Annotated in this window: 13 protein-coding genes and 1 pseudogene; 4 read left to right on the top strand and 10 right to left on the bottom strand. The window is 62.8% G+C overall.

All coding sequences use genetic code 11. The annotated features are described in order from the left end of the window. Positions 1-24: 24 nt before the first annotated feature. The 4 genes from serA to V2B23_RS23655 form a co-directional block, all read right to left on the bottom strand. Positions 25-1,617, bottom strand: coding sequence for a phosphoglycerate dehydrogenase (gene serA / locus V2B23_RS23670; protein ID WP_092808551.1), 1,593 nt, complete (start codon positions 1,615-1,617; stop codon positions 25-27). Positions 1,618-1,865: 248 nt separating this feature from the next. Then, positions 1,866-2,867 carry a ketol-acid reductoisomerase gene (gene ilvC / locus V2B23_RS23665; protein WP_172937779.1) on the bottom strand — a complete coding sequence of 334 codons (1,002 nt, stop codon included), beginning with the start codon at positions 2,865-2,867 and terminating at the stop codon, positions 1,866-1,868. A 52-nt stretch (positions 2,868-2,919) separates the two neighbouring features. Then, positions 2,920-3,423, bottom strand: a complete 504-nt coding sequence (gene ilvN, locus V2B23_RS23660) for an acetolactate synthase small subunit (RefSeq protein ID WP_033236588.1) — start codon at positions 3,421-3,423, stop codon at positions 2,920-2,922. Beyond that, complete coding sequence (locus V2B23_RS23655) at positions 3,420-5,360, bottom strand: acetolactate synthase large subunit (protein ID WP_430952535.1); 1,941 nt, start codon at positions 5,358-5,360, stop codon at positions 3,420-3,422. Before V2B23_RS23655 ends, ilvN begins: the two co-directional genes overlap by 4 nt. 267 nt (positions 5,361-5,627) lie before the next feature. Between V2B23_RS23655 and V2B23_RS23650 the strand changes: the two genes are divergently transcribed. Both V2B23_RS23650 and ilvD read left to right on the top strand, forming a co-directional pair. Beyond that, positions 5,628-6,155, top strand: a complete 528-nt coding sequence (locus V2B23_RS23650) for a PH domain-containing protein (RefSeq protein WP_430952612.1) — start codon at positions 5,628-5,630, stop codon at positions 6,153-6,155. 114 nt (positions 6,156-6,269) lie between these two features. After that, positions 6,270-8,111, top strand: a complete 1,842-nt coding sequence (gene ilvD / locus V2B23_RS23645) for a dihydroxy-acid dehydratase (protein ID WP_430952534.1) — start codon at positions 6,270-6,272, stop codon at positions 8,109-8,111. Between the two features lie 60 nt (positions 8,112-8,171). Here the strand turns inward: ilvD and V2B23_RS23640 are convergent, their stop codons facing one another. The 5 genes from V2B23_RS23640 to V2B23_RS23620 are packed head-to-tail and all read right to left on the bottom strand — an operon-like array spanning position 8,172 to position 13,314. After that, positions 8,172-9,068: an STM4011 family radical SAM protein gene (locus tag V2B23_RS23640; protein WP_430952533.1), complete on the bottom strand. Its 897-nt coding sequence runs from the start codon at positions 9,066-9,068 to the stop codon at positions 8,172-8,174. Then, on the bottom strand, positions 9,065-10,405 hold the full coding sequence (locus V2B23_RS23635) for an STM4012 family radical SAM protein (RefSeq protein WP_430952532.1): 1,341 nt from the start codon (positions 10,403-10,405) through the stop codon (positions 9,065-9,067). Before V2B23_RS23635 ends, V2B23_RS23640 begins: the two co-directional genes overlap by 4 nt. Continuing rightward, on the bottom strand, positions 10,402-11,256 hold the full coding sequence (locus V2B23_RS23630) for an STM4013/SEN3800 family hydrolase (RefSeq protein WP_430952531.1): 855 nt from the start codon (positions 11,254-11,256) through the stop codon (positions 10,402-10,404). The genes V2B23_RS23635 and V2B23_RS23630 overlap by 4 nt, the downstream gene beginning before the upstream one ends. Next, positions 11,253-12,353 carry an STM4014 family protein gene (locus V2B23_RS23625; RefSeq protein ID WP_430952530.1) on the bottom strand — a complete coding sequence of 367 codons (1,101 nt, stop codon included), beginning with the start codon at positions 12,351-12,353 and terminating at the stop codon, positions 11,253-11,255. The genes V2B23_RS23630 and V2B23_RS23625 overlap by 4 nt, the downstream gene beginning before the upstream one ends. Before the next feature lie 7 nt (positions 12,354-12,360). Further along, positions 12,361-13,314 (bottom strand): STM4015 family protein, encoded by a 954-nt coding sequence (locus V2B23_RS23620; RefSeq protein ID WP_430952529.1) that lies wholly within the window; start codon positions 13,312-13,314, stop codon positions 12,361-12,363. A gap of 396 nt (positions 13,315-13,710) precedes the next feature. On the opposite strand from V2B23_RS23620, the pseudogene V2B23_RS23615 reads away from it, so the two are divergent. After that, positions 13,711-13,932 (top strand): annotated as a pseudogene (locus V2B23_RS23615) (amino acid permease); the annotation flags it as partial. On the opposite strand, the gene V2B23_RS23610 reads toward V2B23_RS23615, so the two are convergent. Then, positions 13,903-14,718 carry a DoxX family protein gene (locus tag V2B23_RS23610; RefSeq protein ID WP_430952528.1) on the bottom strand — a complete coding sequence of 272 codons (816 nt, stop codon included), beginning with the start codon at positions 14,716-14,718 and terminating at the stop codon, positions 13,903-13,905. The pseudogene V2B23_RS23615 and the gene V2B23_RS23610 overlap by 30 nt on opposite strands. 89 nt (positions 14,719-14,807) lie before the next feature. On the opposite strand from V2B23_RS23610, the gene V2B23_RS23605 reads away from it, so the two are divergent. After that, positions 14,808-15,968, top strand: a complete 1,161-nt coding sequence (locus tag V2B23_RS23605; protein ID WP_430952527.1) for a PQQ-dependent sugar dehydrogenase — start codon at positions 14,808-14,810, stop codon at positions 15,966-15,968. The last annotated feature ends 87 nt before the right edge of the window (positions 15,969-16,055 follow it).

Here is a 16,055-nt window from a genome sequence, read left to right as displayed (position 1 = left end):
GACAAAGGCGCACAGTGAAAACAATCAGGAAAGGTCGACCTGAGCAACGCGAGCGTCGAGCTGCGAGACGATTGCCTCGACATCGGCGTCGGAAACAACCTTGTCGACGCGCAGGATGGCCGTTGCGCCTTCGCCTTCGGCGTCCTGGCTCAGTGCTGCGGCGAGGATGTCGATGCCGGAGTTACCGAGGACGGTACCGAGCACACCGAGAACACCCGGGCGATCGCCGTAGTGGACAACGATGTTGTGGCCCTCGGCGCGCAGATCGAAGCTGCGGCCGTTGATGCTGACGATCTTCTCGACCTGCTGCAGGCCGGTCAGTGCGCCCGTGACGGAGGTGACGGTGCCGTCGGCGGCAACTGCACGAACCTCGACTGCGCTGCGGTGAGCGAGCGCCTCGGAGTGCTTCTCGACGGACACGGTGACGCCGCGCTGCTCGGCGAGTGCCGGAGCGTTGACGAACGTGACAGCCTCGTCGCTGCTTGCCGAGAACACACCGCGCAGGGCAGCGAGGCCGAGGATATCGACGGTTTCAGCGGACAGCTCGCCGGAGGCGACAACCTGAACCGTCTGAACAGCTTCGGGAGACAGCGTCGCAGCGAGGAGACCCAGCTTGCGGACGAGCTCGAGCCACGGAGCAACTTCTTCGCCGACCGGGCCACCGGAGACGTTGACTGCCTCGGGAACGAAGTCGCCGGCCAGAGCCAGGAGAACGCTCTTGGCAACGTCGATGCCCGCACGGTCCTGAGCTTCGGACGTCGACGCACCGAGGTGCGGGGTGACGACGACGTTCTCGAGGCCGAAGAGCTTGGAGTCGGTGCAGGGCTCGGTGTTGAACACGTCGAGACCGGCGCCGCGAACCTTGCCGGAGACCAGAGCGTCGTACAGCGCGTCTTCGTCGATCAGCCCACCGCGAGCGGCGTTGACGATGATGACGCCGTCCTTGGCGCGAGAGAGACGCTCGGCGTTGATCAGGCCGGCCGTTTCCTTGGTCTTGGGGAGGTGCACGGAGATGAAGTCCGCACGCTCGACGAGCTCGTCGATGGTGACCAGTTCGATGCCGAGCTGCGCTGCGCGAGCTGCGGGCAAGTAGGGATCGTACGCGATGATGGTGGTTTCGAACGCGGCGAGACGCTGCGCGAACAGCTGGCCGATGCGGCCGAGGCCGACAACGCCGACGGTCTTGCCGAGGATCTCGACGCCGTTGAACTTGCTGCGCTTCCAGGTGCTTTCGCGCAGGGTCTTGTCTGCGGCGGGGATCTGGCGCGCCGTCGACATGAGCAGAGCAACTGCGTGCTCGGCTGCCGAGTGGATGTTGGAGGTCGGTGCATTGACGACCATCACGCCGCGCTCGGTGGCTGCGGGGATCTCGACATTGTCCAGGCCGACACCGGCGCGGCCGATGATCTTCAGCTTGGTGCCTGCGGCCAGAACCTCGGCGTCGACGGTGGTGGCGGAGCGAACAAGAATCGCGTCGGCCTCGGGCACAGCTGCGAGCAGGGCAGCGCGGTCGGGTCCGTCGACCCACCGCACCTCCACACCGTCGCCGAGTGCCTCGACTGTGGACGGCGCGAGCTTGTCTGCGATCAGAACAACGGGGCGGCCAGGCTGGCTCACGTGCAAACTCCCTGATTAGGTGGGTGTGGGGGTGGTTTAACCCCCAGTAGTTTAGTGCGCGCCGTCTCGGCGTCCACAACTCGGTAGGCAATACCACATAGTGGACACTTTGCGGGCAAATTCTCAATGAGAATTTCGTCGGGCTTCAGTTGGCCCGACAAAGACCTCCGGCCCAATGCCGCTCCGGTCCAAGATAATTGGACCGGAACAGGCATCAGGCCGGAGTGAAGACAAGCTGAAACTACGAATTACGCAGTTTCGGTGATCGGACGATCGACCCAGCTCATCAGGTCGCGCAGCTTCTTGCCGGTGACCTCGATGGGGTGCTCGGCGTTAGCCTTGCGGAGGCCTTCGAGCTCGGTGTTGCCGTTCTCGACGTTGGCAACCAGACGACGGGTGAACTCGCCGGACTGGATGTCGGCCAGGATCGCCTTCATGCGCTCCTTGGTGCCGGCGTCGATGACGCGCGGGCCGGACAGGTAGCCACCGAACTCAGCGGTGTCGGACACCGAGTAGTTCATGCGGGCGATGCCGCCTTCGTACATGAGGTCGACGATGAGCTTGAGCTCGTGCAGAACCTCGAAGTACGCCATCTCGGGTGCGTAGCCGGCCTCGACCATGACCTCGAAACCGGTCTTGACCAGTTCCTCGGTGCCACCGCAGAGCACAGCCTGCTCGCCGAAGAGGTCCGTCTCGGTCTCTTCCTTGAACGTGGTCTTGATGACGCCTGCGCGCGTTCCACCGATGCCCTTGGCGTAGGACAGAGCGAGAGCCTGGCCTTCACCCTTGGGGTCCTGGTCGATGGCGATGAGCGCGGGAACACCCTTGCCGTCGACGAACTGACGACGCACCAGGTGGCCGGGGCCCTTGGGCGCAACCATGCCGACGGTGACGAACTCCGGAGCCTTGATCAGGTCGAAGTGAATGTTCAGGCCGTGACCGAAGAACAGCGCGTCGCCGTCCTTGAGGTTCGGCTCGATGTCATTGGTGAAAATGCTCGCCTGAGCGGTGTCCGGTGCGAGCACCATGATGACGTCGGCCCACTCGGAAACCTCTGCCGGCGTGCCGACCGTCAGGCCTGCTTCTTCAGCCTTGTCGCGGGACTTGGAGCCCTCTTTGAGGCCGATGCGGACCTCGACACCCGAGTCGCGCAGGCTCAGCGAATGGGCGTGGCCCTGGCTTCCGTAGCCGATCACAGCAACCTTGCGGCCCTGAATGATCGACAGATCGGCATCGTCGTCGTAGAACATCTCGACTGCCACAGTTCTCAACCTCTCCTTGGATTATTACGTGTCTAAAGTACTAGCGGGTGGCCGTGATCGACTTCGGCCCTCGACCGACTGCCACGACCCCGGACTGAACGATCTCCCGGATACCGTACGGATCAAGCATCCGCAGCAGTGCATCCAGCTTGGACCGGGTACCGGTCGCCTCGATGGTGACGGACTCCGGGGAGACGTCGATTACCTTGGCGCGGAACAGGTTCACCGTTTCGATGACCTGGGTGCGCACGCTTGCATCTGCGCGCACCTTGATGAGCACAAGCTCGCGAGCGACGGAAGCATCACCGTCTTGCTCGACGATCTTGATGACGTTGATCAGCTTGTTGAGCTGCTTCGTCACCTGCTCGAGGGGGAACTCGTCGACCGTGACGACGATGGTCATTCGAGAGATCTCGGGGATCTCGGTACCGCCCACCGCTAGGGATTCGATGTTGAATCCCCGGCGGGAGAACAGGGCGGAGACGCGAGCGAGCACGCCTGGCTTGTCCTCGACGAGAACGCTGAGGGTGTGGGTGGTGCTCACTGCTGGTCCTCCCCTGTGCCCGCGGCAGGTCCGGCTTGCTCGCGCGACATGGCTTCATGGATGACGGCGGGTTCGGCTACAGCCTCGTCGTCGTCGAACAGCGGCCGGATACCCCGGGCCGCCATGATCTCGTCATTGCTGGTTCCCGCGGCGACCATCGGCCACACCTGTGCGTCGGCGGTGACGATGAAGTCGATCACGACAGGCTTGTCGTTGATGGACTGCGCCTCACGGATCGCAGCTTCGACGTCCTCTTCACGCTCTACGCGAATTCCGTGGCAGCCCAAGGCTTCTGCGAGCTTCACGAAGTCCGGGATGCGGATGGCGCCGTGCGTTCCGAGATTGGTGTTCGAGTAACGCTCTTCGTAGAAAAGCGTCTGCCACTGACGAACCATGCCGAGGTTGCCGTTGTTGATGAGGGCAACCTTGATCGGGATACCTTCGAGAGCGCAGGTGGCCAGTTCCTGATTGGTCATCTGGAAGCAGCCGTCACCGTCGATGGCCCACACCTCGGTGTCGGGCATGCCCATCTTGGCGCCCATGGCAGCGGGAACCGCGTAGCCCATGGTGCCGAGTCCACCCGAGTTGAGCCACGTGCGCGGCTTCTCGTAACCGACGAACTGCGCGGCCCACATCTGATGCTGGCCGACGCCGGCGCAGTAGATGGCGTCCGGTCCGGCGAGCTTGCCGACGGTCTGGATGACGTACTCCGGGCTCAGCTGTCCGTCGGTGGGACGGTCGTAGCTCAACGGGTACGTACGACGGATGTCATTGAGGTACGCCCACCATTCGGTGAGTTCGAACGTGGTGCCCGTGGCCATGTCGGCACGGATGGCCTCGATGAGTTCGGTGATGACCTCTTTGCAGTCGCCCACGATCGGGACGTCGGCGTAACGGTTCTTGCCGATCTCGGCCGGGTCGATGTCGGCGTGAATGACCTTGGCATCGGGAGCAAAGGAATTCAGTTGGCCGGTGACGCGGTCGTCGAAGCGGGCGCCGAGTGTGATCAACAGGTCGCTGCGCTGCAGTGCTGCCACTGCAGCAACAGTGCCGTGCATGCCGGGCATGCCGCAGTTGAGATCGTGACTGTCCGGGAATGCACCGCGGGCCATCAGCGTGGTGACCACGGGAATGCCCGTCAGCTCGGCCAGTTCGAGCAGCTCGGCAGAGGATTCGGACTTGATGACGCCGCCGCCGACGTAGAGGACAGGAGACTTGGCGTCGGCGATCAGACGCGCAGCTTCGCGAACCTGCTTGCCGTGCGGCTTGGTGACCGGACGGTATCCGGGCAGACGCATCTCCGGCGGCCACGAGAACGTGGTCTGAGCCTGGAGGATGTCCTTGGGGATATCGACCAAAACTGCGCCCGGGCGACCACTCGACGCCAGGTAGAACGCCTCGGCCATGATGCGCGGGATGTCGATGCCGTCGGTGATCAGGAAGTTGTGCTTCGTGATCGGCATGGTGATACCGGAGATATCTGCTTCCTGGAAGCCGTCGGTACCGATCAGCGAACGCGCGACCTGGCCGGTGATGGCCACGATCGGAACGGAATCCATCTGAGCGTCGGCCAGCGGCGTGACCAGGTTGGTCGCACCGGGACCCGAGGTGGCCATGCAGACGCCGACCTTGCCGGTGGCCTGCGCATAGCCGGTGGCGGCGTGGCCGGCACCCTGCTCGTGGCGCACAAGTACGTGACGGACCTTGACCGAATCGAAGAGCGGATCGTACACAGGCAGCACGGCACCGCCGGGAATGCCGAATACCGTGTCGACCTCGAGCTCTTCGAGGGCGCGAACGACAGACTGCGCGCCCGTTACCCGCTCCGGGGGGAGCTGGCGACGGGTAGCCGTCTGCGATGCGGCAGCCGCGGTAGTCGGGCTCGGTGTCCCTGACTTGCGCGGCGTGGGTTGAGGCCGTGCTGTTGGTGCGCTCACTGGGAAATCCTCTGATTTGGCTCCGGGCAACAAAAAACCCCCGTCAGCATCTGCTGAGCGAGGGTGGCGCGTCGTTATCTGGTGAGTTGAAAATTATCGACTCAGGCGACGACGCGCCGGTCGATTACGAGCAACTCATTCTGTTTCACGCACTCGACAGTAGAGGCGCTAGTCGCGAACGGCAAACTTGGTGAGTCAACCGTCCCAGAATCTGAGATACATCGGCTGCAATGCGAAGATGTAGAGGTGTCAACTTCGCAGCAGCCCGTGCCACCGGTTCAATCATCCCACACGCCGAAACCACTTCGGCACGTCATCCGCATTTCGCAGCTCGCCTACATGGCGTGCGCCTTCCTGCTCTTCGCAGTCAGCTTCCCGATCTTCGGCTGGCCCGCGGCATTCAGCTGGTTGCTGATCCTCCCGATCATCGCCGTCTACTTCGTCGCCCGGGTCCGCACCACCGTCAGCCCCGACACCCTCGAGGTTCGTTCGATGTTCTCCAGCCGCACACTGAGCTGGGACGAGGTCAAGGGCTTCCGCTTCCCGAAGCGCAGCTGGGCCCGCGCCGAACTCACCGACGGAACGGAGGTGACACTGCCCGCCGTCAGCTTCGTCCGACTCCCGGAGATCGCGATCGCCAGTGGTGGCCGCATCACCGATCCCTACGCCTCCGCGGCAGCAGCCTATGACGCCGAAGAAGCGGAACGGGCCGAACAGTCCGCAAACGACAGTGCCTCTGATCCCGAATCCGAATCCGAGCCGTCCAAGGACCAGCCCGAATCAGAACAGAAGTAGCACGCGAGTAGCGTTGAATCGCCCTCGCTTCAATTCTTTTCGCCACGTGAGCACACAGCCCTGTTGTTCGCGCAGCAGAAGTAGATCAGCAACGATCACATAAGGAACACGCCCATGCCCCCGTTGAGGTCACGCACCACCACCGTCGGACGTAATGCTGCCGGAGCCCGATCCCTGTGGCGCGCCACAGGAATGACGGATTCCGACTTCGGTAAGCCGATCGTCGCCGTAGCGAACTCGTACACCCAGTTCGTACCCGGCCACGTGCACCTCAAGAACGTTGGCGAGATCGTTGCCGAGGCCATCCGTGAGGCCGGCGGCGTCGCTCGCGAGTTCCACACCATCGCCGTCGACGACGGTATCGCCATGGGCCACGGCGGAATGCTCTACTCGCTCCCGAGCCGCGAGATCATCGCCGACTCGGTCGAGTACATGGCAAACGCCCACACGGCCGATGCCTTGGTGTGTATCTCCAACTGCGACAAGATCACTCCCGGCATGCTCAACGCCGCGATGCGTCTGAACATCCCGACGGTCTTCGTGTCCGGCGGACCGATGGAGGCCGGTAAGGCAGTGGTTGTCGGCGGCGTGGCCCAGGCCCCCACCGACCTCATCACCGCGATTTCCGCCTCCGCCAACGACGCCGTGTCGGAAGAAGGCCTCGACGAGGTCGAGCGCAGCGCGTGCCCGACGTGTGGATCCTGCTCGGGCATGTTCACGGCCAACTCCATGAACTGCCTCACCGAGGCCCTCGGCCTCGCATTGCCGGGCAACGGCTCCACGCTGGCAACCCACAAGGCTCGTCACGCACTCTTCTCGCGCGCGGGCACAACCGTGGTCGAGGCTGCACTCAAGTACTACCGCGACGGCGACGAGTCGGTTCTGCCGCGCAACATCGCGACCCCGGCAGCGTTCCGCAACGCGATGGCACTCGACGTCGCCATGGGCGGTTCCACCAACACCGTCCTGCACACGCTGGCTGCGGCGCAGGAAGGCGAGGTCGACTTCGACCTCGACACCATCGACGCGATCAGCCGCAAGGTGCCGTGCCTGTCCAAGGTCTCCCCCAACTCGGATTACCACATGGAAGACGTCCACCGCGCCGGCGGAATCCCCGCGCTGCTCGGTGAGCTTCGCCGCGGCGGACTCCTCGAAACCGACGTGTCCACCGTGCACACCAAGAGCTTCGACCAGTGGCTCGACGACTGGGACATCCGCTCCGGCAAGGCAACCGACGAAGCGATCGAACTGTTCCACGCTGCTCCCGGCGGCGTGCGCACCATCGAACCGTTCTCCACGGACAACCGTTGGAGCTCACTCGACACCGACGCTGCCGGTGGCTGCATCCGCGACGTCGAGAACGCCTACACCGTGGAAGGCGGCCTGGTTGTCCTGCGCGGCAACATCGCCGTTGACGGCGCGATCCTCAAGACGGCAGGCATCGACGAAGACCTGTTCTCCTTCCAGGGTCCGGCACTGGTCGTCGAATCTCAGGAAGAAGCCGTCTCGGCGATCTTGCAGAAGAAGATCAAGGCCGGCGACGTCCTGGTCGTGCGTTACGAAGGACCAAAGGGCGGACCGGGCATGCAGGAAATGCTGCACCCCACCGCTTTCCTCAAGGGCGCAGGCCTCGGCAAGGAATGCGCGTTGATCACCGACGGCCGCTTCTCCGGTGGCACATCCGGTCTGTCCATCGGCCACATCTCCCCCGAGGCCGCTGCCGGCGGAGTTATCGGCCTGGTGCAGAACGGCGATCAGGTTCGCATCGACGTCGCGTCCCGCACCCTCGAGATCCTGGTCGACGACGACGTCCTCGCCGATCGTCGCGCCAAGATGGAAGCCTCCGAGCGTCCGTGGCATCCGGTTGACCGTCAGCGCACGGTCACCACTGCCCTGCGCGCTTACGCCGCGCTGGCAACGTCGGCTGACAAGGGCGCGGTTCGGTACGTTCCGTAAAGAGCACCAGCTAGCGAAGATCCTCGGCAGCGCCATCAGCGCGGCCGGGGATCTTCTGTTTCACCGCACTACGTGCAGGGGTAACTGTCTGCTCACCTGCGAATTCGTCAGCGTAGCCGGTATCCGCTCGAGCACTCCCCCGGCAAAAGCGTCGTAGAGCGGCAATGACTCGAGATGCACGTAGCCGATGTGACAGTCACACAGCATTTTTGGACATTCTCGTGCGATCAGTGTTTTCTCGAGATTGCCGTCGTACAGATTTCCGATCACCTCGGGGACAAAGTGGCACCGCCGAATGGTGCCGTCACCGTCGACAGAAACGACGGATTCTCCGGTTCTGCAAGCTTTTCCGACGCTCGGATGCGGGTTCCGGCTGTACGGAAAAAGCGGGTCCACTTGGGTCCACACCTGCGCTTCCTCGTCCGAATACTCACGCCCCTCGGCTGCATTCACCCACAGATAGACATTCTCGGGCAGTTTCTGCCGCAGCTCGCAGGCCAGATCGAGATGCTCCGGGAATCCGACGACCCCCACCGAATAGCGAACGCCACCTCGGTCGAGTTCGCGGCATTTCACAAGAAATTTCTCGAGCGAGATCTGCCCCGGATGAAATGTGCACCACAGCGCCAGCGTCGACGGGTCGGCATCGGCAAGCCACGTGGTGCGAGCGCTGAGGTTGGTTTGGATCGCAACCCGTTCGACATGGGGCAACCAGCTCAGTTCCGCGAGAGTGCGCCGATACCAGGACCGCACCAGTGCCTCACCCCACGGCGTGAACAGCACGGACAACCGTAGATCCGTCCGCTCGGTCACCCAGGCGGAAAACCGTTCCAATGACGCTCTGTCCGCGCGTAATTCGGCTGGCGGATCACGGCGCTTCGCAAATGGGCAGTACGGGCAGTCGTAATTACAACTCGCCAGCGGACCGCGGTAGAGAATCGACAGCGAGCGGTTCATTTGGCCTCGTACTCCGCCATGTCCCGGTGGACACTCGCCGAGAACAATGCCGGGCCGATCGCGTCGGAGTACGCAAGCCCTTCCGGCGAGAGTTTCAGTCGATCGGACTGTAAGTCACCCGCCAACCACCCGGCCGCCTCGAAAGCCTTCAACTCCTCCGGAAAGTCGTCGATAGGTAGTGTTCCGAACCGCGCGGAATAGTCGGCCACGTCCATCCCTTCGGCCTGAAGCACCGACTGGACGAGGTGCCTGCGTCGCGTCTCATCAGGAGTCATGAATCGACCGACCTCCGCGTAGGCGAACTCGTCCGCAGGCCGGGCGATGAAGGTGTCGATGATTCCGCGGATCTCCCGCATGTCCACCGCGTAGTCGAACGAATAGTGAAGGTCTGCGGTGTACGAGCGTGCGCCGCACCCCAATCCGATCATGCCGTCGGTCTGGCACGCGTAGTCGGCCGCCCCGTCGATGACCGCGCCCTCGCGCTGGAACATGCGCATCGAGACCTGCCGATATCCGGCCTGTTCGAGGTAGTCGCGGCCGAACCGGTACAGGCGCAGACGCCGCTCGTCCCACTCGGCATCGGATTCGGCGACCGTAGTTTTCTTGCCCAAACCCGTGAGCGCTCGAACGTAGAGCGGATACAGATACAACTCCTCCGGTTCCCACGCCAACGCCGCGTCGAGAGACTGCTGCCAGGTCTGCTCGGTCTGACCCTCGATGCCGTAGATGAGGTCGATGTTGAGCACGGGAATTCGAGCGTCCCGGATCCGCCCGAGCGCGGCGTCGATATCGGCCCGCTTCTGCGGGCGCGCCGCTGCCCTGGCCTCGGAGTCGATGAAGCTCTGCACTCCCAAACTCAGGCGTGTGGTTCCGCGGGACGCCAGCACTGACATCCTGTCAGCGGTCACCGTCGACGGCGACGCCTCCACCGAGAACGGGACGGATGAAAGATCAGCGCCCATACGAAGTTCCGCGATATCGCACAGTCTGTCGAGTTCGCAGGCATCGAGAAAGGTCGGGGTGCCGCCGCCGAAGGCCACGGCGTCGTAGTGACTTCCATCGCCGATAGCGTCCGAGACAACACGTGCTTGGCGCTCGAGTGCGTCGAGATACGCGGTGGTCATCTCACCGGGCGCGCCGATACGGGTGAACAAATTGCAGAATCCGCAGCGAACCTCGCAGAACGGAATATGCAGATACAGCGACAGTGCGTCTTTCGGCTCTGACGCCCACAATTGCTGCAACGACGGGCGGGGCTTTAGCGGCCGGTACGCAGTCTTGTGTGGATAGGCATAAACATAATTCTGGTACGGACGTACCGTAACTGCGAGACTCATCGCTGCGGACCTTCCACGAAGAAGTGTGCATAGGGAACCGTCCACACGCTGTCGTGACCCAACCGGTGCCCGGTCCAACCGTCGTCGCCGTACGCCGTGCCGTGATCGGAACAGACGATGGCAAAGCACCGCCGCCGTGAACTCATGGCCTGCAGCAGTCGTGCGATGTGGCGGTCGATGTATTCGAGTGCGGCAGCATGGGAGTGGAGTGTGTCTCCCGACTCGGCGCTCGCGTCGGCAAGGTGAAACCAATTAGGTTGATGCAGCGCAGCCGCATTGACGAACAGGAAAAGCTTTTGGTCGGGATCCAGACCGGCCACCACCGTCTCGGCACACTCGACTTGCGCTTCGAAGGATTCCGGAGATGTGACCCCGAATCGCGATTCCCAATAACTCTCGTCGAACATCGAAGGCATCACCGACCCCAGGGGCGCAGCTTTGTTGAAGAATCCGACCCCGCCGATACATACGGTGCGGTAGCCGACCTGCCGCAGGCCGTCCGCCACATTGGAGCCCTCGAACACAAACGTTCCGTCAGCGGTGGATTCACTGCCGGCAAATCGTGCCGCGAACAGTCGCGGGTGCGGACCCTGACTGGCGGGCGTCGGAAGAAAACCCGCAAAGATCGCCTGATGCGACGCGTACGTGAAACTTCCGGGCGCGTGCCGCTTCTCCCACGCTCCCCCTGGCAGATACGACGCCAGAGTCGGAATACGCCCATTCGCGGCCAGTTCGCGGGCAACGTCGTAGCGGAGCGTGTCCAACGTGAGCAACAGGATGTCGTCCTGGCCCACAACCTCATTCATGTCGGGGTAGCTCAGGTCGACGTCGTTCAGGTCACGGTTATTCACCGGGCATACTCCATATTTCCCGATTCCAGTAGCGAATCAACTTGTGCTTGATACGTAGTCATTTCCTCGGCGGGGCCACCGGGCAGACCGGTAAGCCCCGGCAGGAGATCTCCGAACGCATTGACCTCCCCGACGGTGAAGCGTCGCCACCCGACGCCGGGCAAGATGTCGACTCCGACGTGGGGTGCAGCTGGAAAACACGCTGCTGCCCGCTCACTCAATTCCAGGAGCTGTGACCAATTCTCGCCCGCAACCACCATCGCGTCGGCGAGTGCGCCGCGGGTACCACCAAGATGCAGATTGGTCAGCGGAGAAGCGCTGGTCCGCACGACCGCATGGGTGGCAACACCCCCGACAACCACGACACGAACGTCGGCGGTGCGTCCACTGAGCGACGCTTTGGGTATCCACGCTTCGATATGAAGTCCGTCGGGCGCGAGCCGATCGACAATTGACGCGATGGCTGCCGTCGTCCGATACGTGCGCACTCGCAGCGAGTTGTGCAGCTCACCATCAGCACTCACTTCCACCGACGTGACGGCCCGGACCTGTCCGCGCGGACCCCATTGCAGCGCAATCACTCCCGACGCCGACGAGCCGTGAGCGAGCTTGACGAACACTCGTGGCATGTGTGCGTCGGCTGCGAGTTGCTCGAGCTCGGCGTAGCTTCGAGGCGTAGTCGCCAACGCTGCGGGGACCCGCACCCCGGCAGTGTCGAGACGGCGATGGCAGCGACGTTTGTCGAACATCACCGCGATCTCGTTCGCGTCACCGAGCACCCGAGCACCAACACGCCCAGCTCGATCGGCGATCTCGCGAATCTCGGTAGTGAAGCGCCGATACCAATTGCCGGTGCCCTCAACCCGTGTCGCCTCGTCGGTCCCACGAAGATATCGGTCGACCACGGAATCTTCGCCGGGCGAATCGATTCGAACGATCTCACCAGCGTCGAATCCGTAATCTCGACCGATAATCTCATGCCAACCCAGAACACGCGGAGTCGGCAATCCCGCTGCCGTGATCGCGTCGACAAATCCGGAAACTCGCCGATTGCCTGGAACCCCGACGACCACGAAACGCGGAGGGGAAGAAAGCACCGAGAGATTACTCGGAGACTGCGACATAGCGAGAGATCTCGTCGTCGTACTCATCCGCGTCGGTCTGCTCGGACAGGTCGACCCGAACCCCCAATTCGGCGCAATGCCTGGTCAATTCCGTGATCGCGGCATCGCTGAGAAAATGGTAGTGCAGATCGAGAAACTCGAGACCCGCGAACGAACTGCTGTCGAGAAGCGCTTGGGCACCGTCATCCGAGAGCGTGCCCATCGAGAGATCCACCGTGGTGAGCTGCCTGAGAATTGGGGCGGCAACAATCGCCTTGGCGATATCGTCCTGAATCTCGCTGTTACGCAGGCCCAGATGCCGCAACGACGGCAACGACGCACCGCTGAGAATGACAGCCAGATCCTCGATGGTCGCGTCTCCGCCGTAATTGTCCGTCCCGAGCCACAGATCAAGAAACTCGAGCGCCGGGAAGTTACTCGACGACACCCCCCGGACAACTGCGGCGGGCAGTCCACCCGACTCGATGGTCAATCGCCGCAAAGCAGCGTGGCTTGTTTCCGGGAACTGCAACTCCGTACCACCACGAATGCCGAACTCGACCAACTCCGGAAATGCGCCGAGGACAGGCGTGACGTCGGATTGCTGAATCCAGGAAATCTCCTGCTGCTCCTGTGTGATGTCCGCGAGAAACAGCGCACGCAGCGACGTCAACCGGTGACGTTGCTCGACAACCAGTTCCACGATCGACGACGAGTTGACCTCGTACGACTCACCCCACTGGCCGATGATCAGAGCCTGCACCGCCGACAGGTCCACCTTCTCGACAAACCGCGCCCAGGCCTCGGAAAACTCTTCCGAGTCATCCGAATACGGTTCCACCGAAATGCGCCACGCCACAGCACCCGCAGCGGGCAACACTGTGTCCGTCGCCCCCGCAGCGGGGAAGTCGAAAGCCGGAAGCCCGTGCAGCGCGTCGAGATGGGCCTGGATCATCACGATCTCCTTCAAGTCGGGTACCGCGAGCGTCGCGGTTGATCTGCTTATTGATAGCAAGACCGACCGACAGGTACTGAAATGACGTGACGCGACGCGCTGGGAGACCGACCGGAATGCACTGGTGCTGCGGACAATTCGGACGCATTAGAGCGGAATGTGCGTGATCGAATTCACTTCCCGTAGTGTGCACGGAGCCAGCTGATCAAAACAGATACGTACGGGGGGTTGATGGCGAGTGAAGTGATCATTTTATTCAGTTCAGCGCCCGTGACTTGCGCACTGCGCTCACCAATGGTTCCCTCATCTAGTCGATGAGACCCACATCACATTCGACAACTGTCAGCCACCTCCCGTCCCCCACAAGGTCGCCGGGAATCAATCAAGGAGCAATACATGCCCGGAGTCGGCATATGGCGCACCAAATCCGTCGAGCAATCGATCGCGGACACCGACGAGCCTGAAACCAAGCTCAAAAAGGAACTCACCGCGAAGGACCTCACGGTCTTCGGCGTCGCCGTTGTCATCGGCGCAGGTATCTTCACCCTCACCGCCAGAACAGCCGGCAACGTAGCGGGACCCTCGATCTCACTGGCGTTTGTTCTTGCGGCACGTGCACACGCCGGCACCGATACCCAGAATCAGCACGACCAACGAACCGATGAAGGGCCGCTTCGCCCAACCTCGGCGGCCGTCCAGCGCAATTCGCCCTGGTCCCGTGAGGATGATGACGCCGGCGCAGATCCCCAAGAGCATCTCGTACTCGGTTCCGCTGGGCGCAAAGTACTCGAGGCCGGGCTCAGCCAACTGACGCAGCGCCCAGGCATTGATCATCACGGCCAGCACCGACGCTGCGGCAATCGGAGTCAACAAACCCACAATAAGCAGGGCACCACCGGCAACCTCGCCGACCGCACCCAAAATCGCCAGCAACTTGGCCTGTTCGAATCCCGCTTCGGCCAACATCGTTTCGAAGCCGCCCAACCCCGGGCCGTTCCAGATACCCGTCAACTTCTGCAATCCGTGCACCAACGCAGTGCCGCCCACCGCCAACCGGAGTGCAAGAAGTCCGAGATCCAGCGTTCCACGACTCTGACGGGGTTCTTCGGTCACCGGAATCGGGTCGGCAACCACGACCGGATCTGCCGGCATCTCGTACGCGGTATCGCGCGTGAGCACCTCAGTCGGTTTATCAAGTAACCCCGGACGGTATGCCGGGATTTGTTCGGTAACGGAATTCGCTTGCGCGGAACCGAAATCGAGATCGTCGTCGGTTCGCGGCACCGAGTTGCCGCCCTTCACCGGTGGAAACTGCTCCGTCGGCGAGTCGTAAGGACTGGACACTTTGCCCGTCGCCACGCCGGGTTCCGACAGTTCGCTGGGGTCTTTTCGCTCGTCAGTCACGTAGGAGAGCCTAAAGCGGTTGCACGACGACGTCGGGGAACCTACTCCGGCGTGGCGGCGCAGGGCATCGGTTACGTAACGTCTTCACCATGACTACGGGTGGACGCAACACGTCGCGCAGAACACGACGCGCCGCATCGGCAACCTTGGCACTCGCCTTCGCTGCGTCCGTCCTTTCCGGGTGCGCCGACTTCGACGAATCGACGGCCAGCCCGTTCACTCCCGAACCGACCATCCAATCGAACGCGGAAGTTGCTCCGCAGAACCCGCAACCCTCGACAACTACCGCTCCGCCGATGGCGCCCAGCGGCCCGCTCGGCCCGTGTCAGGATGCCGACCCAGCCGTTATCGCGACTTGCCTCGACACCACCGGTGGACTGCTCACCTTGCCCGACGGAAACTCTGGTCTGGTTGCCGAACGCCGGACCGGCCGGATCCTGCAGGTGGCCCCCGGCCAAATCCCCGTCGAGGTCGCCAAGATCGATGTCGACGGAAGTGGTGACGGCGGACTACTCGATATTGCCCTGTCCCCCACCTTCGTCGAAGACAACCTGATCTACGCGTACGTCACTAGTGGCTCAGACAATCGTGTTGTCCGCATTGCGCCGGGCGACACCGCAAAGGTAGTCCTCGGCGGAATTCCCCGGGGTGCCAACGGTAACCGAGGTTCTCTCGAGTTTGCCGCGCCCGATCAACTTATGGTCCTGACCGGAGATGCCGGAAATCCAGCTGCCGCAAACGATCCCGCATCACTGGCCGGCAAGCTGCTTCGCGTTCGATCCCTCGCTCCCAATCCCGCTCCCCCGCGCCCGGAAGTTGTGTTGTCGGGTATCGGCAACGGCGGCGGTGTGTGCGTGGAACCCGGCATCGCGACCTGGGTCACCGATCGCACCGCACTCGAGGATCGCCTCCAGCGGGTAGGTGCAGACGGTACCGTGACGACTCCGGCCTGGACGTGGCCCGAGCGCCCCGGAGTGGGCGGCTGCGTGGCCGTACAAGGTGTTGTCGCAGTGGCTTTGGGGGCGGGGAAAGCCGTGGCTTCACTGGCAACCGACCCCGGTACCGGCGCCATCACCACACCGCCGGGTGCTGTCGCCAAGGATACTTACGGTCAACTCGAAGGCCTGGCCTTGGGCGCGGACGGATTGCTGTGGGTCAGCACCGCCAACAAGACGGCGGGCGAACCCGGCCCGAATGACGACAAGGTAGTCAAGATTCCCATGCCCAGTGGTGGCGGCGGAGTCGACTGATCCTCGTCAAAAGGCAAGCTGCCCTGAAGTTTCCAGTCAATAATCAGACTTTTCCGGCTGATTTCGAATCCTATTCTATTCGAACAG

It is taken from the genome of Rhodococcus sp. 24CO (assembly GCF_050586165.1).
Lineage (GTDB): Bacteria > Actinomycetota > Actinomycetes > Mycobacteriales > Mycobacteriaceae > Rhodococcus_F.
This window is presented reverse-complemented; position numbering and strand designations above follow the sequence as displayed.

Coding starts and splice junctions, on each gene's coding strand:
- ilvC (WP_172937779.1), bottom strand. CDS start 2,867: ATGTTCTACGACGACGATGCCGATCTGTCGATCATTCAGGGCCGCAAG.
- ilvD (WP_430952534.1), top strand. CDS start 6,270: ATGCCCCCGTTGAGGTCACGCACCACCACCGTCGGACGTAATGCTGCC.
- V2B23_RS23640 (WP_430952533.1), bottom strand. CDS start 9,068: ATGAACCGCTCGCTGTCGATTCTCTACCGCGGTCCGCTGGCGAGTTGT.
- V2B23_RS23635 (WP_430952532.1), bottom strand. CDS start 10,405: ATGAGTCTCGCAGTTACGGTACGTCCGTACCAGAATTATGTTTATGCC.
- V2B23_RS23620 (WP_430952529.1), bottom strand. CDS start 13,314: ATGATCCAGGCCCATCTCGACGCGCTGCACGGGCTTCCGGCTTTCGAC.
- V2B23_RS23605 (WP_430952527.1), top strand. CDS start 14,808: ATGACTACGGGTGGACGCAACACGTCGCGCAGAACACGACGCGCCGCA.